We start from the raw sequence: 23,427 nt of genomic DNA on the forward strand, positions 1-23,427 counted from the left end.
CTACGCTCCTCCTCGATGAGTTATGTTTACAAAACAATTTTCTTTAGTTAAGGTTCCAAGGTTGGAAGCCTCACCTCGGACTTCTCTGAAATTTTTTTTATTGCCAGAGTCTGATCCTTTACCACACCTGAATTTTATTATTAAGTTCAGAGAGTGGATTATTTGGCGATTTTCAACCGTTTTGGGATTGTGTCCCTAGAGGGTGGCGATCGCCAAGTAAAAATGAGAATGTTTTAAAAAGTGTAACTATTGATGGAACCGTTTGCAAGCGTGTCCATTGATGCGTTAGCAGAGTTCACCGTGGGTATCGCTTCCCTACTAGGCTTTATCTTCCCACAAATCGCCGTTACAAGTTATCCTAAGTATGTTTATAAATCTTTACAAAGAGAGAATAGTCCTAAGCCTTGAGTAATAATCTCAGTCCCTAACCCCTCTTTGCATCTACTAGACGACTGATTGAATATTTTGTAACTGGCACTTTGCCTCACCTGTACCCAGGCGTTCAATTACTTGTTCGGCGGTCATTAGTCGTTTGAGAACTACTTGCCCGATGGTTTGGTTAACTAAGACAGATGTGGTTGGCTTTACTTCTACGGTAATTACGGCTTCTTCAATGCGATAAAGCCACATTAATTCGTTGTTTTCTACCAAACAAATATTTAATCGCTGAATTTCTGGTGATCTGCGCCATGCAGTGATCTGCCACAATCCATCAGATCCCCAAACTCTGCCAATAGTCCATCCTTCGGAAAGAAAAAAATATTTCACTGTTTTATTCTCACTTTTGCAACTTTTAATCTGCTGTTGATAATTTTGCAATCATCACAAGTGGATGACGTATAAACATAGAATTCAATTAGTCAAAACGATTCGACTAATTGCTGATAACACTTGTATTTAGATAAACCTTACTCTGGAAGAGAAACTGTAATCTTACACAATGCCCAACCGGTAATTTCTCTTTGAGTTAGGATTCGGTAGTAGTTATTGGCGTGTTTGGCAATTAAGTGACAATAGGCAAATCGTTGATTCAATATACCGTAATCACTCAAATTGTTTCACAAAATACCTTCCCTGACAGGCTATGAAGCTATAACAATTTTACTCAATAATAAAAAACTTGAATAGATAAAAATTGTTTCGTCGTTACTGAATATGAATTAGCTCAATTAAATTTAAATAAAATTAAATAATATATATTAGGACTTACACATCTATGATTGTCCGTTGAGACTGGGTGTGAGGGTGTAGGGGTTTTAAATTTCTCCAAAGCGATCGCGTAGTTCATTTTTGAGAAATAAGGTATAAAAGATAATTTATATAGTATAATTGCTGACCGCTAATTGCAAAAATTTGGGACACTATGAACTGGTTTGCTTTGTCTGGTAGACAGTGGGGACGGATGACAAAATTCTTCTCTTTATTCTGTCTCTGTTTAGTTTTGGTTATCAGTTGCACTCCTCGCCAACAAACAACTACACCAACATCAAGTGCTACTAATAGTCCCTCAGGGGATGGTCGAATTACAGTGGGGACGACACTCAAACCACGAACCCTAGATCCGGCTGATGCGTATGAATTAGCCTCTTTGGGGTTAGTGTTTAATATGAGCGATCGCCTCTATACTTATGAACCAGGTAGTACAGTAATTCAGCCACAATTGGCTACAGCACTACCAAAAGTTAGCCAGGATGGTTTGACTTATACCATACTCTTACGTCAGGGAGTGCTTTTTCACGATGGTACTGCTTTCAATGCTAAAGCAATGGAATTTAGTATCCAGCGCTTTATTGAAAATAAAGGCAAACCCTCGTTCTTACTAGCTGATACCATAGCTTCGGTGAAAGCTACAGGCGATTATGAGCTAACAATTCAACTAAAAAAACCCTTTGCAGCGTTTCCTTCACTGTTAGCATTTTCTGGAGTTTGTGCAGTTTCACCTACAGCTTATGAACTAGGTGCAGGAAAGTTTAAACCAGATACTTTTGTAGGGACTGGCCCTTACAAATTGGCGCAATATGGTACAGATTCACTACGCTTCGATGTATTTGATAAATATTGGGGAGAAAAACCCAAGAATCAAGGCATTAATGTACAGATTCAAACTAGTCCGGTAAATCTATTTAATGCTTTCCGTACTGGTGCGGTAGATGTAGCTTATCAGTCTCTACAACCAGACCAAATTAAAAGCTTAGAAGCAGGTGCTAAAAAAGGAGATTGGCAAGGGATAACATCTCAAGGTAGTGTTGTTACTTTTATGGCTTTGAATCGCAATCAAGAGCCTTTAGATAAACTAGAAGTCAGACAAGCAGTAGCGACAATTATTGACCGTCAACTTTTAAATCAAAGAGCTTTATTTGGTCAAGCTGAACCACTTTATAGCTTAATTCCTACCACTTTTGATGTGTCCCAACCAATCTTTAAAGAAAAGTATGGTGATGCAAACTTTGATAAAGCTAAACAATTGCTAACTGCGGCGGGGTTTTCTCCTGAAAATCCAGCAAAAGTACAGATTTGGTATCCCGCTAGTTCCGCCACTCGCAGTTTGGCAGCCCAGACCTTAAAAGCGATCGCCGAGCAAAACCTTGGTGGTATACTTCAGTTTGAAGTTAGTACCGTTGAAGGTGCTACCTTTTATAAGGACATCTCAAAGGGTGTATATCCAGCAGCTTTAGTTGATTGGTATCCCGACTTTTTAGACCCAGATAATTATGTACAGCCATTCTTAGCTTGTCAGAAAGGGTCAGTTGTTAAAGGATGTGAAGAGGGCGGTAGCCAAACTCAAGGTTCTTTTTACTATAACGAAGCTGTCAACAAATTAATCGACCAGCAACGTCAAGAGCAAAATCCCGCAACCCGTCAGAAAATATTTACAGAAATTCAAACTCAATTATCAACTGATATTCCTTACATTCCTTTATGGCAAAGCAAAGACTATGTGTTTGCTCAAAAAGGTGTCAGCAGTGTACAACTTGACCCATCGCAAATTCTCGTTTATAAGTCGATAGTCAAAGGTCAATAGTTCATAGTCAACAGTCCATAGTAAACAGTCCATAGTCATTAGTGATTAGTCCGTAATCTAAATAACTGACTAATCACTAACGACTATTGATTTTTGACCGATGACCAATGACCGATGACCGATGACCAACGACCGATGACCAATGACCAATGACTAAACATTTATGTCTCGCTCCAAAGCCCTACAATACTACATTGTCTCTCGGTTACTGTTCGCGCCCCTGCAACTGCTAACTATTATTACGATTGTATTTTTGTTACTTAGAGCTACACCAGGCGACCCGGTAGATGCGATTCTTGGTGGGCGTGCTTCAGAAAGTGTTAAAGAGCAATATCGAGAACAACTGGGTTTAAACCGACCTTTATTTATACAGTACCTAAATTATTTGGGTGATTTACTGCATTTTGATTTAGGGACATCTTTGACCAGTCGAGGACAGCACGTCTGGAATATCATTGGACAATATTTTCCGGCGACAGTAGAGTTAGCTGTGTTTAGTATGGCGGTGGCTCTAATTGTGGGAATTTTGGTAGGGACGCTTTCCGCTTCTCGTCCCGGAACTTCATTTGACATTGGCGGACGTTTATTTGGGATTATTACTTATGCACTCCCCATGTTTTGGGCGGGAATGCTGCTACAGTTAATTTTTTCAGTGCAGTTGGGTTGGTTTCCCAATTCCAATCGTTTTCCACCCAATCTTCCACCCCCGCCTACATTCACGGGTTTATATACAGTTGATAGTTTGCTCAGTGGTAACTTGACGCAGTTTTTCACATCGTTGCATCATTTAGCACTTCCTTGTCTCACCTTAGGAATTTTGCTGAGTGGAATTTTTGAGCGCATCGTCAGAGTTAATTTAAAGCAAACTCTAAGAGCCGATTATGTAGAAGCAGCTAGAGCTAGAGGAATTGCAGAAAATAAAATTTTAGTGTCGCACGCCTTAAAAAATGCCCTCATTCCGGTAATTACTGTTTTAGGATTAACCTTTGCTTCCCTGCTAGGTGGAGCGATTTTAACTGAAGTGACATTTTCCTGGCCTGGTTTGGCAAATCGGTTATATCAGGCAATCTCCGATCGCGATTATCCCACAGTCCAAGGTGTGCTGGTATTTTTTGGGGCGATCGTGGTGTCAGCAAGTATTTTAATCGATATTCTCAATGCTTACGTTGACCCACGTATTCGTTATTAAGGAAATTAGCAATTCATGGCTAATACCTATTCGCTCTGTGCTTTGATATTTTTACTATGTCTACCCAACCGATAATTGAAAGTATATACACTGATGGTGCTTGCACTGGCAATCCTGGTCCTGGTGGCTGGGGTGTAGTTGTATATTTTAGTGATGGTTCAGTTCACGAAATGGGCGATGCTGCCAAGCATACCACCAATAATAAGATGGAGATGCAGGCAGCGATCGCCGCTCTCAAATTTCTCCACGACTCTGGACAAACTGAACCCATTACCCTCTATACCGATAGTGAGTATCTAATTAACTGCGTTACCAAATGGGTAAAAGGTTGGAAAAAAAAGGGCTGGAAAAAATCTGATGGCAACCCAGTTCAGAATCAAGACCTTCTAGAAACTTTAGATGAATTAAATAGCCGTAAGGTAAATTGGCATCATGTTCGCGGTCATTCTGGCAACATCGGTAACGAACGTTGTGATGTGATTGCTCGCTGTTTTGCAACTGGTAGAATGCCCTCTCTACAACAGTTATCCACCCGTCATGCTCATAAATCTTTACCTGACATCAGTAAAATAAATGTAGTTAAAGTACCTGATCATGTTACAACCTCTACAATAGTTCACAAAACGACACAAGAAATCAGTACTTCTGCGTCAAATATCAACACTATGGAACCATCTACCGCACACGTTGCGGCTACAATCGAGGAAAACCCGCCGGAAAAGCGGGTGGAACAACTCCGCAACTTAGTAGAAACTCTGCATATTGCAGACGAAATTGCGGCGAAGGGTTATTTAATCACCAGTTCTGAGTTGGCAGACTTAATGGATGTCCACGCCAGTGCTGTTACTAGTAGGGGAGATCAGTGGCGTTGGCGCAACTGGATTGTTTCACGGGTACGCCGTGAGGGTAATCAAATTCTCTGGGAATTAGAGCGAGGCGATCGCTTAGGGGGTGAAGATGAATGAGTAATTGGGGGTAGGGTCTTAGGAAACCGGAGGCAGAAATTATTGCTCTCTACTCAACACTCACTACTCCTTGCTATAAGTTCTACCTCTCCATTCCCTGGGAGTGCGAAAAGCAGATAAGAAGATTCGCAGAACGGCTAAAGCATCGGCCAAGGGTGATAACCAAAACAGCCAGCCAGCTTTAGCGTTTTGACGGTCGTAGGAAGGAGCGATCGCTAATAGCATGGCAAAGCGAATCACCAGTAAAAATACATTCAGTCCCAACAACAACTTGACAGGCAACAGTAGTTGCCAGGAACCAATCAGCAAGTAACCAGTTACAATCAATAAAGGTAAGCCTTGTACTGCCGATAGTAACCATAAATCTCCCCAAATTTGGGTGCGGGGAGAGGCATCTTTTAAATCAAGGCTGCGTCCCCATTCCTTCCATGTTTCTAATGCCCCTTCATACATTCTCACTTTCAATACCTTAGCCCCGTCTAAAAAGCCCACCTTAAAGCCTTGGGCTGCAATATGACGTGCCAGGGTAACATCGTCACAAAAAGAGCTACTGGCGCTACTATAACCACCCACAGCAGCTAATACAGAGCGACGGCATAAAAAACATTGTCCGTTTGCCATTACTCTTTCCGGTTGGTCTGTGGTAATGCCTGCGGGGTCAAATCGGTAAAGAAGAGTCATCAGCAAGGCGGGTTGCAACAAGCACTCACCCGGATACTGAAGAATAAACTGGGGTGATAGGGATACTAAGTCGTATTCCTGGGCCTGGGCTATTTTCACTAAACTAGCAACTAAACCAGGATGGGGTTGAGTGTCAGCATCCATGCCCAAGAACCACTGACTATCTTCTGAGCTATACAAAAAGCCGTTATGCAATGCCCAAGGTCTTCCTACCCAATTAGAGGGCAAAGGATCATCATTGATGAGGCGAAAGCGCGGGTCTTGCTGCTGTGCAGCTTTTACTAAGTCGGGAGTGCCATCTTGGGATTTACTGTCTACAACAATTACTTCCCGAACTTCGTAACTCTGGCGACTCAAACCAGCTAACAAAGGACTGATACGCAGGGCTTCATTCAGTGTGGGAACAACAACGCTCACATTGCCCAACAGTTCTGGTGTGGGTTGTTGGGGTTGAATTGGGGGTAACCTTCTTGGCCCCTTAAATAGACGAGACAGCAGAATTGCTGTTGCTGGCACTTGGATGATTAGTAACAGAAGCGCCAAGGCGCTTGCTGCTGTCAAAGCGTTATCCACGATAAAAATACTTTGCAACTGGAATCGCTACTATAAACAAAAATGTTTTTAATTTTGAATTAGGTATCAAGGAGTGCTGAGTGCTGAGTAATGAGTCCTGAGAGCGATAGCGGGGCTTTCTCCAGTCCCCAGTCCCCAAACTCCAGTCCCCAATCCCCAGTCCCCCCTTCGGGGTTCGTCAGTCGCTTATGGGGGAAACCCCCAAGACCGCGCTGACTCACCAGTCCCCAGTACCTAATTCACAGCTTTAATGCTGCTGGCTATGGAGACTTCTGTCGTAGATGTTTCTACGCTGATCAGGTTTGATGCAGATGAGCCTTTCCACCATAAAGCTAGCGCTGGGGCTACACCTAACACTACGCCTAACAATACAGGGATAGAGAAGCCTGCTGCCAAGCTCATAACGGTAGCAAAACCAAAGTTACCTAAATAAACTATTAAAGGTACATTAAGCTGCGATCGCTCAAATTTGATCGGATTATTTCTCCACAATACAGCAGCCACTGTCATGAATACTGCACCTGTACCTAACCAACCAGCAAAGTTCTGATAGGGCATTCCAAAGAAAGGGCCTGGTTGTTGCCAATACCAGAAAGGTAGTGAAGTTTGGCTCATGGCAGGGTCAAGTACAAAATCCCATGAGGTGAGTAGTAATGAACCCAAGCTAATAGCACCGATATGGCGTAACAAAGTGGGTTTTTTATCTACTTCTAAACCAGCACGCCCCAACAGGTATGAGGAACATCCTACATAAAACCATGACAAGGGAATTGTGAACGGTACTAAACCAGCAATTTTATAGCCCAAGCCACTTAAATAACTGTAGTGACCAAAAGGAAACCCTGTGCTGGTTCCTAACAGTTCACTAGTTAAGGAGATGAGTACAGCAGGTAGCATAAAACCCAAGGTACGACCTAACCCTAATGTTCGCAGGGCATATAAAAATACGGCCGCTGCCCCCAAAATCATGTAAACTACACCACCACCAGCCATACTCCACTGCATGGCTGTCTGTCCAAACTCAGATAGATGGAACAGCACCTCGGCATTAGGTACAACTAGTAGTATCCCTACTAGTCCAAAAAACATCGAGACGATATGACCAATAAGGCATATCCGCTCTGCAATAACAATTTGTTTCATGGTCATTCCTTGAACACGATGTGATACTTCGCTACTCGGCTGCTAATAGTTTACAAATGTTTACTAAAATATTTAACTAGTTTTTACCGTAATCTCTGCGAAAGTTGTTTAAACTTTTGTCAGAGACTGACAACCTATTGATTGCATATAGAAAAAATAGGATGATAAACTAATAGTCTAAGCGATCGCAGTCAAAATCCATCCAAGCAAATTAGGTTTTTTGCTGGTTTCTAAGTACAGTGTGCTTCTTGTCGTATTTTGAAATCAGACAACCGTAACAAAACTTGCCTTAATTAGGAAAGAGATTTTTGAGTCTCGGATGAACCTCGCCTAAGTAAGTATTACAAATGTATGGGAATCCGATTTGATTATTAAACAAACTTAAGTATGTGCATGGTGGGCAATGCCTACCATAGGTATAATTCTAATTAAGTATTACAAATGTAGATTGCTCTGCTAATAGCGATACCCACCCATGTCAATTTTGAATAAACTCCCTTGGACAGCCCTAACGTTACTACTTTTGAGCTACAGCACTTTGGGTTGGGTATTGTCCGACATGAAAGCACCTTGGGCTGTCTGGGGTATTCTTGTATTAGCAATATTTTTCTTGATAGGAAGCATCACTGCCCCTTATCCCAAGATAGCTGATTACTCTAGTGTTTTACTTGCTTCCAGTATTAGGAGTTTTTTCGTTGCTGTAGCCGGAGCTTTCTTATTTTTTATAATGATAGCTTGGTTTCGCGTGTTTCTTGATACACTGCTTGTCATTTCTGCCGCCCTCTTAGCAAGAATCGACTTCCAATCAGATGGGTTTACAGAATGGCAAGCTTTTATAGCTACATTGATTGTTTCAATTGCAGGGGTAGGGTTAGGCGCATTTACAAATATGCTGTTAACCCAAAAGATAATGTTAGGTTTGTAGTAGGCACTCCAGACCCAATTTAAGAACTAAAGTATTAACTACAAACAAGGTGAGCGGATAATGCCCACCTTGGTAATTTAGCCTGCTACTGCTTCTGCTGCGGCAGCTGCTGGGTAAACACTAACTTTCTTGCGGGATTTGCCTTTGCGTTCAAAGGTAACTACACCATCAACCAAGGCAAACAAAGTATCATCTTTACCGATGCCAACATTGTTACCAGCATGAAACTTGGTTCCACGTTGACGCACGAGAATGTTACCTGCAATAACGGCTTGTCCGCCAAAGCGCTTTACACCCAGACGCTGGGCGTTAGAATCACGACCGTTGCGTGTACTACCTGTTCCTTTCTTGTGAGCCATAATTTCCTTTTTATTGCTTCTTTACTATTATTCAGCAGCAGTTTCTGTATCTGGGGTAGCATCAGCAGTTTCCGCACTTGCAGTAGGTGCTGTTAAGACTGTGCCGTTAAAAGTGATGGAATCTATTAAAAGTCTGGTGATTTCCTGGCGATGCCCCCGTTTTTTGCGGGTTTTCTTTTTCGGCTTCATTTTATAAACCAGGACTTTGCGACCTCTAAGATGCCGCAACACCGTTCCTTGCACTGTTGCCCCAGCTACTAACGGTTGTCCAATGGTGACTTCACCGTCATTCTGCACTAGTAATACAGACTCTATTGTAACTTTTTCATCTGGTTCGGCAGAGAGGAGTTCAATATCGTAAAAACGACCTGGCTCAACTCGCACTTGCTTGCCACCAGTCTCAATAATCGCGTAAGCCATGAAATTGTCCTTGAGATTGCCGTACAGGTAGCTGATTTTGATTTACCAGCTTTTGTAGTATGTCTACCTGATCCGAGCAGGTAATTAGACAGACAATCTAAAATTGTATGTTATTAGCCAGCATTAGGTCAATCTTTTATCTATAGTTTTTGAGGATATAGCTGGAAAATTTTCAAATAAAGAACTTATCAATTAATTTTGGCGAAATTTGCGAAATCTCAAAAGTGCTTGATGTAGTAAACAATGACACAGAACAGCACCAACAAGTCTGAGCAAAGGATCTCCTGGCTCAGATTTTCCCTTTTCTATTAGGACTTACGCATGAAAACGAAAGATCAAGGGTTTGGAGAAGGGTGTAGGGGTGTAGAGGAGCCAGTTGCGTGGGCGGGTTTCCCGACTTGAGCAACCTGGCGTGTATAAATGTTTGAAACCCTTACACCCCTACACCCTTACACCCAGCCTCAACAGAAAATCTGGGTGCGTAAGCCCTATCTATGAAGGATTGGGAAGTTATGTAAATGCTCGATGCAAGTGATTTTCTTAATCACGAATTGGCATAAGCCCATAGTACAGCCCATAACAGTAACATTAACGACAATAATTAAACCCATATGGACACGGATATTGATGAAGTCTTCCCGCACGGTACGCGGATAAATTTGTACCTCAGCAGACTAGGAAACGCTATATTGGGTCAACAGGAAATCCAGAAAAACTATCTGAAAGAGTTAAAAGCTTATTGCTAGATAATAACAATATTTTAATTTATAGATATGAAACGAATTGAAGTTGAAAAAAGAACTATTTTAGTTGGTTTGGCTGGTAGCCACGGGTATGGATTAAATCGTCCTGATTCTGATTTAGATTTTAGGGGGGTGTTTATTGCACCTAAAAGATATTATTTGGGATTTGACCACATAGAACAAAAGGATGCAGGCTGGGATGAGCCGGGAATATTTCCTTTGCTGGATGGGAATAAAGATACGGTTATATATGAATTAAGGAAAATACTCCAGTTGTTGTCGGGAGCTAATCCTAATGTTTTGGAGTTGTTATGGTTAAATGAGTATCCTGTATTAAGGGATGTCGGACAACATTTAATCAATCATCGGAAATTATTTTTAAGTAAAAAGGTTAAACATACTTATTCAGGCTATGCTTTTGCTCAAATTAAAAAGATGGAGACTCATCGTAAGTGGTTATTAAATCCACCAGAGAAGAAACCACTACCATCTGATTTTGGCATAGAAGATGAAGCACCACTAATTAAGGATGATTTGAATGCTTTTTTGGAGTATCTTTATACTTTGATTAGAGGTAGGATTGAATTTCTAGAGGAAGCAGAACAATTATATAAGTTATTAACTGCTGATATTGATTTTAAAGGAGTGCTAAAACAGTATACTTTACCTGATGAAAGTTTAGAATATACGCAAAATTTAACTAATAGCCGTAAAGATTTTATTCGGTTGTTACAAAAAAGCCAAAATTACCAAATAGCTTTGAGGGAATGGAAAGCTTATTTAAGTTGGCAAGAAAATCGTAACCCGGCTAGGGCGGAGATGGAGAGGAAGTCTGGCTTTGATCTCAAGCATGGGATGCACTGCATTCGCTTGTTACGCAGTGGTTTGGAAATATTAAAGACTGGAGAAATAACTGTAGATAGGAGAGTTGCGGGTGATGTTGAGGATTTAAAAGCTATCCTCAAGGGTGAGTATTCTTATCAGCAGGTGATGGAAATGGCTAATGATTTGGTTGCTCAAATGGATGCGGCTTATGAACAGTCAACTATACCCCATAAACCTGATTTAGAGGCAATTAATAGTTTGTGTATGGAGTTAGTGGAAATGCAAGGGTGGGGAGAGTAATTAGAGACGCGATTAATCGCGTCTGTACAATTGTCAGATGTCATTACTCATGGCTATTGACTATTGACTAAATTAAAGAGTTTTGAGTAAGTCAGCGAAACCATAAAGGCTGATGAAGAGTAGGAGTAAGGCTGTGAGTTGGGTGACTTTGTTTTCGGGTGAGGGGGCGATCGCTTCTCGTACTAAGATGGAAATGGATGCACCCACTACGAAGCTTAAGCCCAGTATTAAATAAGGTTTGTCTGGTAAAATCACGGCAATGGCTAACATGGCGATCGCTAGCATCAGCATGACTAACTCTACAAATCGGGGTGGGTTGTATTGGCTAGCTAAAATAAAGCTGTTTAACCAAAAGTTCCAATGTCTCATCAGTGCTGAGTTGCCAAGTACCAAGTGAATGCTGAGTACTGAATTTGAATTTATCAGTGAACAGTTGTTAATTATTACTGTTCACTGATGATAATTACCGGACACCTGTCTTAATTTGACCTGTACCGTTTTTTTGTGAAGATTCTTCTTCTAGTATTTCTACCCCAAAGATGCGGGCAAACACTTTCTCTACTTTGTAGCCAGAATCAATTGATTCTAGGGGGTCTTTCCGCAAGCGGTGACGCAAACATAATGTAATTACACGACGGATGTCGTCAACTGTAACTTCTGTGCGTCCCTCATAAGCTGTGAGGGCTTTGGCGGCGCGGTTGGTCACGATGTCACCGCGTAAACCGTCTACATCTAGTTCTGAACAAACTTCCGAAATTTTTACCCGCAGGTCATAATCTAGTTTTACTTCTGGCAAAAGCTTTTGGGCATTGACAATTTTCTCTTGTAGTGCTGTTTGCTCAGAGTTGTACTTTTCTAGGAATGTTGGGGGATTTTGGTCAAATTCTGACCTTTGTTCCACGATTTGCACACGTAAAGCCGGTTCTTTAACGGTGTGGATTTCGGCGTGCATTCCGAAGCGGTCAAGCAATTGGGGTCGGAGTTCGCCTTCTTCTGGGTTTCCTGAACCGACGAGTACAAAACGGGCTGGGTGGCGGATGGAAATACCTTCACGTTCTACGGTGTTCCAGCCACTTGCGGCTGAGTCGAGAAGTACGTCTACTAGGTGGTCATCTAGGAGGTTGACTTCATCGACGTAGAGAATACCTCTGTTTGCTTTAGCGAGGAGTCCTGGTTCAAAAGCTTTGACACCTTCAGATAAAGCTTTTTCGATGTCGATAGTACCGCACACTCGGTCTTCTGTAGCGCCTAAGGGCAGGTCTACCATTTGGACTTTCTTAAATTCTATGGGAATTTCTGCCCCTGCGCCTGATTTTTGCCGGACTTCATCGCTCATCAAGTCGGGGTCGCTGGGGTCACTGTTGAAGGGGTCATTGGCAACTACAGGGATTTCTGGCAATAGGTCGGCCAGGGCCCGGATAGTTGTGGATTTACCTGTGCCGCGATCGCCCATAATCATTACACCACCGATTTTGGGATCAATCACGTTCAACAGCAGCGCCAGTTTCATCTCTTCCTGGCCCACAATTGCCGTAAATGGGAATACCACGCGACGCGCGCTTGCCGTGGTTTGAGCAGTTGGAGTCACTAAATTACCTTAACAATATTTTTCTTATTACAGTTCTTTATTGTGCCACAGTTGGGGGTTCGGGGGAGATTAAATCAATTCGCAATACTGCAAGCGGTAGGCTAACGCCAACGCAACTCGCCACCTTTCTCTTTTGGGATGGGTTTCTAGCCCGTCCGGTGTTGTCTGTCTCACACCACAAGTGAATTTTAATGCAACATTTTAGTCTAGATAGTCGCTACAAAATCAGGCGATCGCACTAGCATCGGGTGAAGCGGGTCGTTGAGCGCTTCGTACAATAATAAGTAAATAAGTCATCTTTTAAGCTTTCAATAATGACACTCCCATCACCAAATAAAGTCGATGAATTATTTTCCGAATGGGATAAACCAGGCTCTCCTGGTTTTGCTTTAGCCATCACCAAAGATGGTGAGACTGTCTATAAGCGCGGCTATGGTATCGCTGACTTAGAACACAACATAAAGATTTTTCCAAATTCGGTCTTTGATATTGCCTCAACGTCCAAGCAGTTTACAGCGATGTGCATTGCTTTACTTGCACGAAAGGGGAAACTTTCTTTAGATGACGAGATCCAAATCTACATTTCAGAGATACCCAGATATGAGTATCCCATTACTGTGCGGCATCTGATTCACCACACAAGCGGCATTCGTGATTACCTAACCCTGATGGGGTTGGCAGGAATGCAATGTGAGAATGACTATCCTGATAACGAAATCATTGGTTTAATAGCTCGTCAAAAAGAATTGAACTTCAAGCCAGGAGAGGAGCATTTGTACAGCAACTCAGGATATTTTCTTTTGGCAGAAATTGTCAAACGTGTCTCCGGAGAATCTCTTGCGGTTTTTGCTGATAAGCATATTTTCAGTCCCCTTGGGATGAAGACAACTCACTTTCACGATGATTTCACAAGGATTGTCAGGAATAGAGCGATTGGCTACTCTGTGAGGGACGAAGGTAGCTTTCGGATTGATATGTCTATTCTTGATGTAGTGGGTGACGGTGGTATCTATACCACAGTTGAGGATCTATGTATCTGGGATCAGAATTTTTACCAAAACAAATTAGGAGGATATGGGCAAGACCTGATCGAAGAAATCATTACACCTGGAAGATTGAATAGCGGCGAAGTGATAGATTATGCCTTTGGTTTAGTTATAGGGCATTACCGAGGATTAGAAACCATCAGTCACAGTGGCGGATGGATGGGTTACAGATCACAGATGCTTCGATTCCCCAAACAGAGATTCTCTGTAATTTGCTTGTCAAATTTGGGCAGCGCTGAACCACCAGAGCTTGCCAGAAAAGTCGCAGATATTTACTTAGTTGATGACTTTACTGAGCAAAGCATAGAATCTGTAAGTCGCCAAACCCAAATAAGAGAAATTCCATCGGTTGATTTAGAGAGCAAGACTGGCTTTTATCAAAACCTAAAAACAGGAACCGTTTGGGAGTTATTGGTAAAGGATGGAAAATTAATCGTGGAATTTGCCGGAATGAGCTTTACACTTGCTCCTGTGAGTTCAAGTCATTTTGTCATAATGGATATTCCTTCTAATCCCGATGTTGAATTTGAAGAGTCAGGTTTAGATGAACCCTCTCATCTTTACGTTTGTGTGGATGGCAAACCACGGGAGGTTTTCCAACGGTTGGACTTTGCTCCTCCTGATTCTGAACAGTTGATGGATTTTACAGGAGAGTATTATTGCCAAGAGTTAGATGTCACCTACAGAATCACTATAGAAGACGGAGAGTTGCTGCTAAATCGAAGAAATTCTCTTCGAGAAACCCTCAAGCCAATTAACAAAGATTTACTGGAAGGTACGGACATCACTTTGCAGTTTGTCCGTGATGACTTTCATCAAGCTGTTGGATTCAATATGAGCGCAGGATATGGAAGTGTCAGAAACATTCAATTTGTGAAATAAAAAGACGCGCCCAACAACAGGGGGTTTTTTCAATCCTTTTTACCAAACTGGCGATGCAAACCCTATCAATGCTTCTAGCAACGAACTACTGTTAAAACATCCGCCGACGTTGACGCTTCTTCTCCATTTGCGGTCTTCGTAGTGGTACTACTTCGGCTTCGCTACTTTCTCTGGCGACGCGAATTAGTAACCCTGCACCGATTAAGCTGGCAATCATGGAGTTGCCACCATAACTGAACATAGGTAAGGGTAAGCCTGTTGTGGGTAAGGCTCCTGTAGCTACGCCAATATGTAACAATGATTGTCCGACCATAATAATGGTGATACCCATTGCTACCAAGCGATGAACGGGATTTTTTGCTTTCAGTGCAACTACTAAACCTAGCGTAGCAAATAAAGCCAGTAATATTAGCAGAACTATGCTACCAACAAAGCCAAATTCTTCTGCGAATACGGCAAAAATAAAATCGGTATCCTGAATGGGTAAATAGAATAGCTTTTGTTGTGACATCCCAAATCCAGCACCCCAGGTTTTACCAGAACCTACGGCTAAGAGACTTTGTACTAACTGATAGCCGTCGCCTGTCGCGTCTGCCCAAGGGTTGAGAAATGACATTACCCGTCTGCGCTGATACTCTTTGATGCTAATACTGAGTAGGGCTAATAAGAATCCACCAATTGCTGTTCCTGCTAAATATTTGTAGGGTAGGCCAGCAGCTAGGGCAATTAGCCAGATAGTCATGCCGCAGAGTGCGGCTGTACTTAAGTTAGGCTGGGCGAGGATGCCTAAAATGACTAACCCAAAAATACCTAGCCAGGTGAGTCTTACTCGCCAACTCAACCTTTCCCACTGTCCAAATAATCTGGCACTTTGCAGTACTAAAAAGGGTTTAATGAGTTCTGAGGGTTGGATGGGAATGGGGCCGATAGCTATCCAACGGGCTGCATCAAAAGCTTTTTTACCTAATCCGGGGACAAGGGTAACGAAAATTAATAGTAAGAATAATCCTAGTAGCCAATGAGAGATACCCAGAATTTTCTGTAACGGTCGATTGACAATGATGTTAAATCCAATAAGTGAGGCTAAAACCCAAAGGATTTGCCGCTTAAAGTAATACAATCCATCACCTTGACGGACATCAGCCACTACGTATGATGCTGAAAAGAGTATGGTTAAGCCAAAAAATAACCAGAGAAATGTTAACCAGCGCAGCAACCGCGCTTCTAATGCCCAGGTGGAGACGGAATCATCAAAAAATGGAATTAGGCTGCGTAGCTTCACGATTCATTACAGGTAAAAGGTGAGGGATTATATCAAGTGCGGATAGTTACTTAATAATATGGTTGGTTTTGTTGGTAACAGGTAATTGCTAATGGGTAACTGGTTTCTACCTTTAACTAATTACCAACTTTCACAGATATTATTAGTGTTTAAACGGACATGATATTAAATGTTAGAAGTTAGGAATAACACTTATAACTTATAACTCATATTTCATGATGTGGCGCATGGCGGCAATTGCACCATTGGTATATGTTGGTATAGGTGATGGCTTTCCTAGTTTTAATTGCTGTAGGATCAATCTCACTGTCACAATGGCATCTTCGATATTCTGCACCCAGTAACCTTTGCTAGCTCTTTTTTGTTGGCGATCATACAATCGTGGTAAGGCTAACGCTACCAACGGTACACCTACGGCAGCACATTCGTAAACCGTGTTATATCCCCCACTGCCGATGACTATATCAGCCGCCGCTAGACACTCAATGCCAGGATGATGGGATATCCACAAGCTTTCTGGGCAGTTATGGGGGCAATGAGGAGCTAAAATTCTGACAGCACATTCGGGAAAATTGTGATGTAGATGCAGTGTAATTTCACCAAATAAAGATAGTTCTGATGCTTGTCCGGCTGCACAAACTAGGATAGTTTTATGGGATGGGTTGGTTTTGAGGATATGCGATCGCACTATCATCTTATCGGGTAATTCTTCTGGGTTACGAATTAACCAAGGTGCTGTGTGCATTACTCCTGGTAAGTCGGAAAAGGCTATATCTGTGCCATCTCCAGGTATAATTACCCTCTGAAAGTTCTCTAAGACAAACGATCGCAAGTTTTTGGTAGCTACATAATGAGGATTTATATCTCGATGAATCAGAATCCTGGGTGTGGTGTGCAACTGGGGTAGAATGTCGGCTAGTTCTCCACCCAAGCCTCTGGGAAATGTGTCGATAATTAAGCAGTCAAGGTTAGTATTGAGGATAATTTCCCTTATTTGTTGACAAGTTGCAGCAAAACTTACACTATCGGGAATCCAATGCAGTGTGCAGCCTTCATGATTGATTTGTTGTACATAGGGACTATTTGTAATAATTTTGACGTTTCGTTGCTTTGCCGCAATTCTTCCCAAAGACAAAGCACGAGTCAAATGTCCCCAACCGCCACCCAAGGCGTAAATTAGCCAAGTTTTAGTCAATTGTTGGTTAGTCGTCAATGTAGGACTTACGTACTCAGGTTGTCTGTTGAGACTGGGTAATAAGGGGGTAAGGGTATAGGGGTGTAAGGGTTTTAAAAATTCTTAACTTGCGCCCATATTGGTTTCATAATCAGTATCATATTCGTTTTCTAAACTTATTGCGTCGGCTTCGGTAAAGTCTATGTTGCCTGTTTCTGAGTCGTATTCGTAGCGATCGCGGTTATAGTAATAGCTACTACCCCAAGAGCCAGAATGGTAGTTACCATAGCCGGAATAGTAGGCGTAGTCTTCTTCGTAGGTTGGGTGACAGTGGGGACAGCCTGTGGTATCTGTGCGTCCACAACGACGCTTAAAGAGAAATCCTATCATGCGATCGCATTCCCCAGGGTTTGTGACAGGGGTAAATTTGATGGTGATTTCACAAGTGCCGATTTTGATGCGATCGCCATTATTTAGACTACTATTAGTTAGTTGTATGCCGTTGATTTGGATGCCATTATCTGTATTTTGGTCAATAATTATCAACTCTTGATTTTGCCAATCAATTAAGGCATGGTAATCTGCTGTGAGGTCATCTTCAATAGTGATTCTAGAAACTCTTTGACCATTATTTTCTGATGGCATCGCTGTAAATTGTCGTCCAATTGCCACTGGGGTTTCTAATGTTGGTTCTCTTTGTTCCCCTGTGTTAGGAACTATCCAACTTAGTTGAATTTGCAAGGTTTACTGTCCTCCTGTGGAATTAACTGCATAAGCTAAAGCCGCTTGTTGTTCACGGGTAAGTACGTCAAATCCAAAGCAAGCAAAGGCAATGGGAGAGATATTTGATTTTGTGGAGAAAACAGTTTTACCTGGGGGATTTCTTAAGGATATTTTTCCTTCTTTAATTCTCACTTGATACACTAATTTCGTATCTGCACTAGCAATTTCTAAACCTTTGCCACTTGTCTTAATCTGGTAAATTTCTTTTCTTGTACCATCTGTTAACTGATAATTACCATTACCTTGTAGGCTGAGAATATATAAAACTTGTTTGCTATCTGAATTTTCTAACTGCCAATTACCCTTAGATGTAACTACGTAGCCTAAAACTTGATCTTGAGGATTTTTCAGTTTTAATTTATTGTCTTTATCTACTTTAATTCTGGCTATTTCTTGATTTTTACCATCAAATAACTTTGCTCCATCTGCTTGCTGCTTGAGTGCAAATAAGTCTGAACCACCTTCTGTTTTAAATTTAATTTTCTCAGTACTTTCAACATTGGCGGCTACAGGCGTTACGGCTGGGTTGTTGGGAGTTACTACAGAGTTAGATGATTTATTACTATTACAACTAACAATTAATGTCAGTAATAAGCCTGATAATAAAAAATTTATAACCTGTTTTTTCATGATTATTTAGAAAGTAACTTGGCTAAATTCAGTATTTGATAACAACTGAGAAATATGGCTGCGATTGTTTCATATAAAGCGTTTTGAGATTCCAGAAATTGAGGCGCGATTCTGGCGCTAATATTAATAGCTTTATCTGTAACTTTTAGTAATCGTAATGTAGATGATTGGGGTAGTTTAACTGCGCTATTGATTTCAGTTTGTAAGACTTTAATTGCACCATACCGACTTTGAGGATAAGATAACTTTAAGTCTACATCTAAACCAATAGCTTTAGTTTTGGTTTTATACTTTTGCTTTCCACTGCTGCCACGCTTCCAGCCATGTTCTTTTTTAGATAGTTGAGTTAAACTCAGATTGAAACGAGTTTTATCTAAAAATTGACCTTGTAAGTGTAACCATTCATGGCGATAATTGTCTACTTTCCATCCTGACTTATATGGGTGAGGATTAGTACCTATTTTGTTGTTATCAATTTCTATAGGTTGAAAAGACAGTTTTAAATCAAAGGTCGATGCCTTATCCATATCTCTGGCAAGCATCTGTAAAATCTGTTTTGTTAAATCATATCGATGGTTACTAATATTTGTTTTTTTATATCGACTCCGTTTCACTAAAGCACTAATACAAGCAATTATCAGCGCAAGTGTGACTAGGAATAGCCCTATCATGGATAAGCTAAATATAGGATGATTATTACTTGCGACTAATAAAATAAAAAGTAAGGTACAAGAAGTTAATATTCCCAGAAAATAAAATAAAGCTTTTTTACCATACTCTTTTTGCTTCATTTCTGAAAGCTGATCAATTTCTGCAATTTGTTGTAAATCATCTAAGATGTTTGCTAAAGGAGATTGTGCTGTGTAGAGCAAATCTTTTCGCAAGTTGCTTAATTCAATAGCCATATTATTTAAAAATCGTGATAATTATTTAAAACTTATTAATTTAAGTTAATAACAAACTTTTATTATTCCAGCTTCGCCGCAAGTATATCAAACAGAAAATAACCTGTCAACGAATTTATAAACTTGTATGAATAAATTGAGTATCGCTTATATTACTTTCGATATTGTACCAGCACCAAAAGGGGCATCAATTCATATTGAGGCTTTTTCTTCGGCTTTAGCAGATGTTTATAAGGAAATACATTTATTAACAGTTTCACCAACGGTGGGATTAATAGAATCAGACCAAATCCATTTAAATATTAAACAAGTAATGTTACCTGCTGTGGGTAATGATTTCATTCAGCGAGTTTTGTACTTCCGTCGAGAATTACAAGGTTGGTTAAATAACCGACGATTTGATGTGATACATATTCGCTCAATTTATGAAGGTTTGATAATTGCTTGTAATAAAAAGCAATATTGTGACCAGATGATCTTTGAAGTGAATGGGTTACCTTCGATTGAGTTAAAATATCGCTATCCGGCTGTAGCTAATGATGATGACCTACTCTATAAGCTATATTCCCAAGAGCAAATTTGTTTAGATGCAGCAGATTTGATTGTAACTCCTAGTAATGTGACTGCTAAATATTTACAAGGAAGGGGAATATCAGAGAATAAAATTAAAGTTATTCCTAATGGCGTAGATTTAGACATATTTATTTGTAAAAATACTCGGCAGTTAAACATCAATGTAGGTCATTTACCTTACCAGATGCTATATTTTGGGACGCTTTCACCTTGGCAAGGGGTAAATTTAGCAGTTGAAGCCTTAGGGTTATTGAATCGAGATTTTCCTGCTTGTTTGACAGTGATAGGACAAGGGAGAAATCATCAGATAAAAACTTTAAAACAGCTAGCTTACAAACTGGGTGTGGCAGATAAACTGAATATTTTAGAACCCATGTCCCAAAAAGATTTGGTTGCACATATTCATAGTTCGGATGTAATTTTAGCGCCTTTAGCGGCAAACGATCGCAATCTCGTCCAAGGTTGTTGTCCCCTAAAGATTTTGGAAGGTATGGCGACGGGAACACCTGTAATTACTAGTGATATACCAGTCGTGCAGGAGTTGGGAGAAAACGGAGTTCATTTCTTATCAGTCAAGCCGGGTTCGGCAAAGGCAATTAAGGATGCTGTATTACAGTTAAGAAATGATGGGGAGTTAGGGAGTCAACTAGCTGCTAATGCCCGTCAACGCATTGAAGAGTATTATACTTGGCAAGGCGCGGGTAAGGAGTTAATTGCGGCTTATCAGGAATTACTGACTATTGACTAAACAATTAATGACAATTTGTAGTTGCTGTCGTTCTTGAGAGATAGAATAATTGGTGAGGATGCGATCGCGTGCTGCTTGTTGAATGGAATTTTTCTCTCCTGCGGGCATTTCCAAACACTCCAACACCGCCTCACCTAACTTATGGAGATGAGAACGAGGCAGTAAAAAGCCATTTTCACCATGTAAAATCACCTCTGGAATACCACCTGCATCACTGGCGATACAACAGCAACCGCAAGCCATCGCTTCTAACAGTGCATTGGGCATACCTTCCCACAAGGAAGGCTGGAGGTAAACATCGCATAACTGTAGATAGGCTGCAACTGCTTGTGCATCAGCCAAATGTCCGGTAACAATCACCCTTTGGGCATCTTCTGGCTGCTGACTGGCATATAATTGCAACACCGATTCTTGAGAAGTCCTCACTTCACCAATAATTAACAGACAAGCCGGACGCTGTTGGCGGACTGTTGTTAAGGCATTGAGGAGAAACTGTTGTCCTTTTTTTTCCCGCAATTCTCCACAAAATCCTAAAACCACTTCATCGGGGGCAATTCCTAAAGTGGCCCGCAGATTAGTTTCCGCCAATGGTGCAAAAATATCTGTGTCCACGGCATTTTTCAACACCAAAACATCATCTCTTCCACTCAATAGCTGAATTTTCCGCGCCATATCCGCACTCACGGCGGTGATTACTTTGGCGTGTTGCAGTGTCCATTGCAACCGGGCAAAATCTCCAGGGGGAAACATTTCCCGGTCAATATCGTTACCACGGGCGCTAACTGTACTGGCTATTCCTTGCAAGGCAGCAAACCAAGTAGCTAAGAAACCGCTAGGAAATAAGTAATGTCCCCAAACTCCATCGTAGGCGCGAGTTTGATGCAGCCACTCTAAAAAATTGAGGGTGTGGGGCATTGTCATATCCCAATGGCGATATAAGCCGATACGATAGACGCGGGGTTGTGCATCTAAAGATGTGGGTGGTGAGACTTCCCCTGGTTGCAAGTAACGACTCCAACTGACAACATCAACTTCTACGCCTAATTGGGACAGTGTTGTTACTAGCCGTGTGGCACTAGTCGCCAAACCGCCTAAGTCTGGGGCAAATCTTTCTGTAATGAATAAAAGACGTGTCATGGTTACTATCGGCGATATTCGTCACCGCAATCACCGATTAATTGGTACAAATCTCGTGATTGACTGGAGATTGTGTTGATGACATTACTATCTTCTGCGTCTAAAGTAAAACTAAATACTTTGGCGTTATCTGCAATGTGTTCAGATATGCCTAGTCTGGCACCAACTATCACACCACCAACGGCTGGTTTATCTAATATGTAGCGTGTTGCCACATTCGCAATGCTGACTCCATGCTTATCAGCGATTTGCTTGAGGGTAGACAGCAACTCTTGAAACAAGTGCCAACCACCCCAAGCATCAACCATATTTTTGTACTTACGTAAGCTAGTTGTACCCAAATCAAAACCGCGTGGTTCTGGTTTACCAATATATTTTTCCGATAATAAACCGCCGCACAATGTACCATAGGTGAAAAGTTTGATGTCATGCTGTTGACAAAATTTCACCATATTCACTTCAGGACGGCGGTCAACTAAAGAAAACTGCACTTGGTTAGAAACAATTTTAATGCCAGCTTCGGTAATAATTTGCAAATGTTCTGTGTCAAAATTAGTCAAAGCTAAATGCTTAATTTTGCCCTCAGTTTGTAGTTCTGCCATATATTTGAGGGCATCTAAATAATTTTTATCTTGATAGTCCCACCAGTGGAACTGCATCAAATCTAATGACTCTACATCCATTCTGCGGCGGGAGATATCTATATTTTCCTCAACCAGTTTTTTGGTCATTCTCCCAGGACGAGGAACCCATTTCGTGAATGCTTGAATATTAGCTAATGCTTCTTTGCCACGGTTAGCCACTAACTGACGACGAAATTCACCAATAAAGTCTTCCGCCGGGCCATAATGGTCTGCTAAATCCCAAGTAGTAAAGCCTGCATCCACATACTGGAACATAGTTTTAATAGCAGCTGGGGCATTAATTTTCCCATGTCCGCCGGATACTTGCCACATTCCATTTAATATGCGGCAAATATTTAAATCAGAGGTAAATTGCAACCGACTGTCTGCTGATAGTGCCATTTTTGTGAATGTTGAATTCTGAATTACTAACGCCAGCCTTTCTCTGCTTGTTCTAGAACATAAGCAGCCACGTTTTGAATCTCTTGTTCGCTGAGACGGTCTTTATAGGCTGACATATTATTTTTACCATTAGTGACGATCGCTGCAACAGCTTCTAGGGAATCCATCCCATATTTTTTCAGCGCCTTCTTTTGCAAGTTCTTACCACGGCGGATGATATTACTACCATTGATATGACAGCCTGCACAATGAACACTAAATATTTGTTCGCCATTCGCTGTGTCTACTGCACTTGCCGGCGAAGTCAATGTACTTATCAAAAATAAAAGGGTTATCAACACTAATTTAATCAAATGCCGCACTACAATTCTCCTGTAATAATTTAATTTTTAACTTCCATGAAAAGTTCTTAATTCATAGACCGGAATTGATAATAAATAGAGATTTCTTCTCAATTAACAATTACCTGTTACCAACTACCAAATCTATAGACTATGTTTACATAACCA

23 protein-coding genes are annotated in these 23,427 nt (G+C 41.2%); 8 read left to right on the plus strand and 15 right to left on the minus strand.

Annotated features, from left to right (window positions below; genetic code table 11):
* Nucleotides 1-252: 252 nt before the first annotated feature.
* A complete protein-coding gene (locus GSQ19_RS12815) occupies nt 253-408 on the plus strand; it encodes a hypothetical protein (protein WP_153228359.1) in 156 nt (51 codons plus the stop codon).
* A 36-nt stretch (nt 409-444) separates the two neighbouring features.
* Here the strand turns inward: GSQ19_RS12815 and GSQ19_RS12820 are convergent, their stop codons facing one another.
* Entirely contained in the window at nt 445-768 is a 324-nt protein-coding gene (locus GSQ19_RS12820) for a hypothetical protein (RefSeq protein WP_011318325.1), read from the minus strand.
* A 595-nt stretch (nt 769-1,363) separates the two neighbouring features.
* Between GSQ19_RS12820 and GSQ19_RS12825 the strand changes: the two genes are divergently transcribed.
* From GSQ19_RS12825 to rnhA, 3 genes are all read left to right on the plus strand, one after another.
* Nucleotides 1,364-3,022, plus strand: a complete 1,659-nt coding sequence (locus GSQ19_RS12825; protein ID WP_041456080.1) for an ABC transporter substrate-binding protein — start codon at nt 1,364-1,366, stop codon at nt 3,020-3,022.
* 163 nt (nt 3,023-3,185) lie between these two features.
* Entirely contained in the window at nt 3,186-4,211 is a 1,026-nt protein-coding gene (locus GSQ19_RS12830) for an ABC transporter permease (RefSeq protein ID WP_011318327.1), read from the plus strand.
* A gap of 56 nt (nt 4,212-4,267) precedes the next feature.
* Nucleotides 4,268-5,176, plus strand: a complete 909-nt coding sequence (rnhA, locus tag GSQ19_RS12835) for a ribonuclease HI (protein ID WP_011318328.1) — start codon at nt 4,268-4,270, stop codon at nt 5,174-5,176.
* 63 nt (nt 5,177-5,239) lie between these two features.
* Here the strand turns inward: rnhA and cruG are convergent, their stop codons facing one another.
* Both cruG and cruF read right to left on the minus strand, forming a co-directional pair.
* Complete coding sequence (gene cruG / locus GSQ19_RS12840) at nt 5,240-6,430, minus strand: 2'-O-glycosyltransferase CruG (RefSeq protein WP_011318329.1); 1,191 nt, start codon at nt 6,428-6,430, stop codon at nt 5,240-5,242.
* A 234-nt stretch (nt 6,431-6,664) separates the two neighbouring features.
* Entirely contained in the window at nt 6,665-7,573 is a 909-nt protein-coding gene (gene cruF / locus GSQ19_RS12845; RefSeq protein ID WP_011318330.1) for a gamma-carotene 1'-hydroxylase CruF, read from the minus strand.
* Nucleotides 7,574-8,048: 475 nt separating this feature from the next.
* Here cruF and GSQ19_RS12850 point away from each other — a divergent pair, with 475 nt between their 5' ends.
* Nucleotides 8,049-8,498, plus strand: coding sequence for a hypothetical protein (locus GSQ19_RS12850; protein ID WP_041456083.1), 450 nt, complete (start codon nt 8,049-8,051; stop codon nt 8,496-8,498).
* Nucleotides 8,499-8,575: 77 nt separating this feature from the next.
* Here the strand turns inward: GSQ19_RS12850 and rpmA are convergent, their stop codons facing one another.
* Together rpmA and rplU are read right to left on the minus strand one after the other, a co-directional pair.
* Nucleotides 8,576-8,857 (minus strand): 50S ribosomal protein L27, encoded by a 282-nt coding sequence (gene rpmA, locus GSQ19_RS12855; protein ID WP_011318332.1) that lies wholly within the window; start codon nt 8,855-8,857, stop codon nt 8,576-8,578.
* Between the two features lie 27 nt (nt 8,858-8,884).
* Complete coding sequence (gene rplU / locus GSQ19_RS12860) at nt 8,885-9,277, minus strand: 50S ribosomal protein L21 (protein WP_011318333.1); 393 nt, start codon at nt 9,275-9,277, stop codon at nt 8,885-8,887.
* 773 nt (nt 9,278-10,050) lie between these two features.
* Here rplU and GSQ19_RS12865 point away from each other — a divergent pair.
* Nucleotides 10,051-11,145, plus strand: coding sequence for a nucleotidyltransferase domain-containing protein (locus GSQ19_RS12865; RefSeq protein WP_011318334.1), 1,095 nt, complete (start codon nt 10,051-10,053; stop codon nt 11,143-11,145).
* A 72-nt stretch (nt 11,146-11,217) separates the two neighbouring features.
* Here GSQ19_RS12865 and GSQ19_RS12870 read toward each other — a convergent pair whose 3' ends face one another.
* Both GSQ19_RS12870 and bchI read right to left on the minus strand, forming a co-directional pair.
* Complete coding sequence (locus tag GSQ19_RS12870) at nt 11,218-11,514, minus strand: hypothetical protein (protein ID WP_011318335.1); 297 nt, start codon at nt 11,512-11,514, stop codon at nt 11,218-11,220.
* Nucleotides 11,515-11,608: 94 nt separating this feature from the next.
* Entirely contained in the window at nt 11,609-12,733 is a 1,125-nt protein-coding gene (gene bchI, locus GSQ19_RS12875) for a magnesium chelatase ATPase subunit I (RefSeq protein ID WP_011318336.1), read from the minus strand.
* Between the two features lie 314 nt (nt 12,734-13,047).
* On the opposite strand from bchI, the gene GSQ19_RS12880 reads away from it, so the two are divergent.
* A complete protein-coding gene (locus GSQ19_RS12880) occupies nt 13,048-14,661 on the plus strand; it encodes a serine hydrolase domain-containing protein (protein WP_011318337.1) in 1,614 nt (537 codons plus the stop codon).
* Nucleotides 14,662-14,752: 91 nt separating this feature from the next.
* Here GSQ19_RS12880 and GSQ19_RS12885 read toward each other — a convergent pair whose 3' ends face one another.
* The 5 genes from GSQ19_RS12885 to GSQ19_RS12905 all read right to left on the minus strand — a co-directional run bounded on the left by GSQ19_RS12885 (nt 14,753) and on the right by GSQ19_RS12905 (nt 19,435).
* On the minus strand, nt 14,753-15,943 hold the full coding sequence (locus tag GSQ19_RS12885; protein WP_011318338.1) for an FtsW/RodA/SpoVE family cell cycle protein: 1,191 nt from the start codon (nt 15,941-15,943) through the stop codon (nt 14,753-14,755).
* A 199-nt stretch (nt 15,944-16,142) separates the two neighbouring features.
* On the minus strand, nt 16,143-17,138 hold the full coding sequence (locus GSQ19_RS12890; RefSeq protein ID WP_041456676.1) for a UDP-N-acetylglucosamine--LPS N-acetylglucosamine transferase: 996 nt from the start codon (nt 17,136-17,138) through the stop codon (nt 16,143-16,145).
* Nucleotides 17,139-17,240: 102 nt separating this feature from the next.
* Entirely contained in the window at nt 17,241-17,858 is a 618-nt protein-coding gene (locus GSQ19_RS12895; protein WP_011318340.1) for an FHA domain-containing protein, read from the minus strand.
* A gap of 3 nt (nt 17,859-17,861) precedes the next feature.
* Nucleotides 17,862-18,530, minus strand: a complete 669-nt coding sequence (locus tag GSQ19_RS12900) for a hypothetical protein (protein WP_011318341.1) — start codon at nt 18,528-18,530, stop codon at nt 17,862-17,864.
* Nucleotides 18,531-18,532: 2 nt separating this feature from the next.
* A complete protein-coding gene (locus tag GSQ19_RS12905; protein ID WP_011318342.1) occupies nt 18,533-19,435 on the minus strand; it encodes a hypothetical protein in 903 nt (300 codons plus the stop codon).
* 127 nt (nt 19,436-19,562) lie between these two features.
* Between GSQ19_RS12905 and GSQ19_RS12910 the strand changes: the two genes are divergently transcribed.
* A complete protein-coding gene (locus GSQ19_RS12910) occupies nt 19,563-20,756 on the plus strand; it encodes a glycosyltransferase family 4 protein (protein WP_011318343.1) in 1,194 nt (397 codons plus the stop codon).
* On the opposite strand, the gene GSQ19_RS12915 is transcribed toward GSQ19_RS12910, so the two are convergent.
* Genes GSQ19_RS12915 through petJ form a run of 3 tightly spaced genes read right to left on the minus strand, consistent with a single transcriptional unit; the run spans nt 20,739 to nt 23,226 of the window.
* Nucleotides 20,739-21,893, minus strand: a complete 1,155-nt coding sequence (locus GSQ19_RS12915) for a glycosyltransferase (protein ID WP_011318344.1) — start codon at nt 21,891-21,893, stop codon at nt 20,739-20,741. The genes GSQ19_RS12910 and GSQ19_RS12915 overlap by 18 nt on opposite strands.
* Before the next feature lie 5 nt (nt 21,894-21,898).
* Entirely contained in the window at nt 21,899-22,918 is a 1,020-nt protein-coding gene (locus tag GSQ19_RS12920) for an aldo/keto reductase (protein ID WP_011318345.1), read from the minus strand.
* Between the two features lie 26 nt (nt 22,919-22,944).
* Entirely contained in the window at nt 22,945-23,226 is a 282-nt protein-coding gene (petJ, locus tag GSQ19_RS12925) for a cytochrome c6 PetJ (protein ID WP_242035392.1), read from the minus strand.
* Nucleotides 23,227-23,427: the final 201 nt, after the last annotated feature.

The sequence above is a fragment of the Trichormus variabilis 0441 genome (genome assembly GCF_009856605.1).
Lineage (GTDB): Bacteria > Cyanobacteriota > Cyanobacteriia > Cyanobacteriales > Nostocaceae > Trichormus > Trichormus variabilis.

Excerpts from the sequence above, each read along its gene's own strand:
- GSQ19_RS12815 (WP_153228359.1), top strand. The coding sequence starts at position 253 with ATGGAACCGTTTGCAAGCGTGTCCATTGATGCGTTAGCAGAGTTCACC.
- GSQ19_RS12880 (WP_011318337.1), top strand. The coding sequence starts at position 13,048 with ATGACACTCCCATCACCAAATAAAGTCGATGAATTATTTTCCGAATGG.
- cruF (WP_011318330.1), bottom strand. The coding sequence starts at position 7,573 with ATGAAACAAATTGTTATTGCAGAGCGGATATGCCTTATTGGTCATATC.
- GSQ19_RS12905 (WP_011318342.1), bottom strand. The coding sequence starts at position 19,435 with ATGGCTATTGAATTAAGCAACTTGCGAAAAGATTTGCTCTACACAGCA.
- GSQ19_RS12850 (WP_041456083.1), top strand. The coding sequence starts at position 8,049 with ATGTCAATTTTGAATAAACTCCCTTGGACAGCCCTAACGTTACTACTT.
- rpmA (WP_011318332.1), bottom strand. The coding sequence starts at position 8,857 with ATGGCTCACAAGAAAGGAACAGGTAGTACACGCAACGGTCGTGATTCT.
- GSQ19_RS12870 (WP_011318335.1), bottom strand. The coding sequence starts at position 11,514 with ATGAGACATTGGAACTTTTGGTTAAACAGCTTTATTTTAGCTAGCCAA.
- rnhA (WP_011318328.1), top strand. The coding sequence starts at position 4,268 with ATGTCTACCCAACCGATAATTGAAAGTATATACACTGATGGTGCTTGC.
- GSQ19_RS12900 (WP_011318341.1), bottom strand. The coding sequence starts at position 18,530 with ATGAAAAAACAGGTTATAAATTTTTTATTATCAGGCTTATTACTGACA.
- GSQ19_RS12920 (WP_011318345.1), bottom strand. The coding sequence starts at position 22,918 with ATGGCACTATCAGCAGACAGTCGGTTGCAATTTACCTCTGATTTAAAT.
- GSQ19_RS12910 (WP_011318343.1), top strand. The coding sequence starts at position 19,563 with ATGAATAAATTGAGTATCGCTTATATTACTTTCGATATTGTACCAGCA.
- GSQ19_RS12825 (WP_041456080.1), top strand. The coding sequence starts at position 1,364 with ATGAACTGGTTTGCTTTGTCTGGTAGACAGTGGGGACGGATGACAAAA.
- GSQ19_RS12915 (WP_011318344.1), bottom strand. The coding sequence starts at position 21,893 with ATGACACGTCTTTTATTCATTACAGAAAGATTTGCCCCAGACTTAGGC.
- rplU (WP_011318333.1), bottom strand. The coding sequence starts at position 9,277 with ATGGCTTACGCGATTATTGAGACTGGTGGCAAGCAAGTGCGAGTTGAG.
- GSQ19_RS12865 (WP_011318334.1), top strand. The coding sequence starts at position 10,051 with ATGAAACGAATTGAAGTTGAAAAAAGAACTATTTTAGTTGGTTTGGCT.
- GSQ19_RS12830 (WP_011318327.1), top strand. The coding sequence starts at position 3,186 with ATGTCTCGCTCCAAAGCCCTACAATACTACATTGTCTCTCGGTTACTG.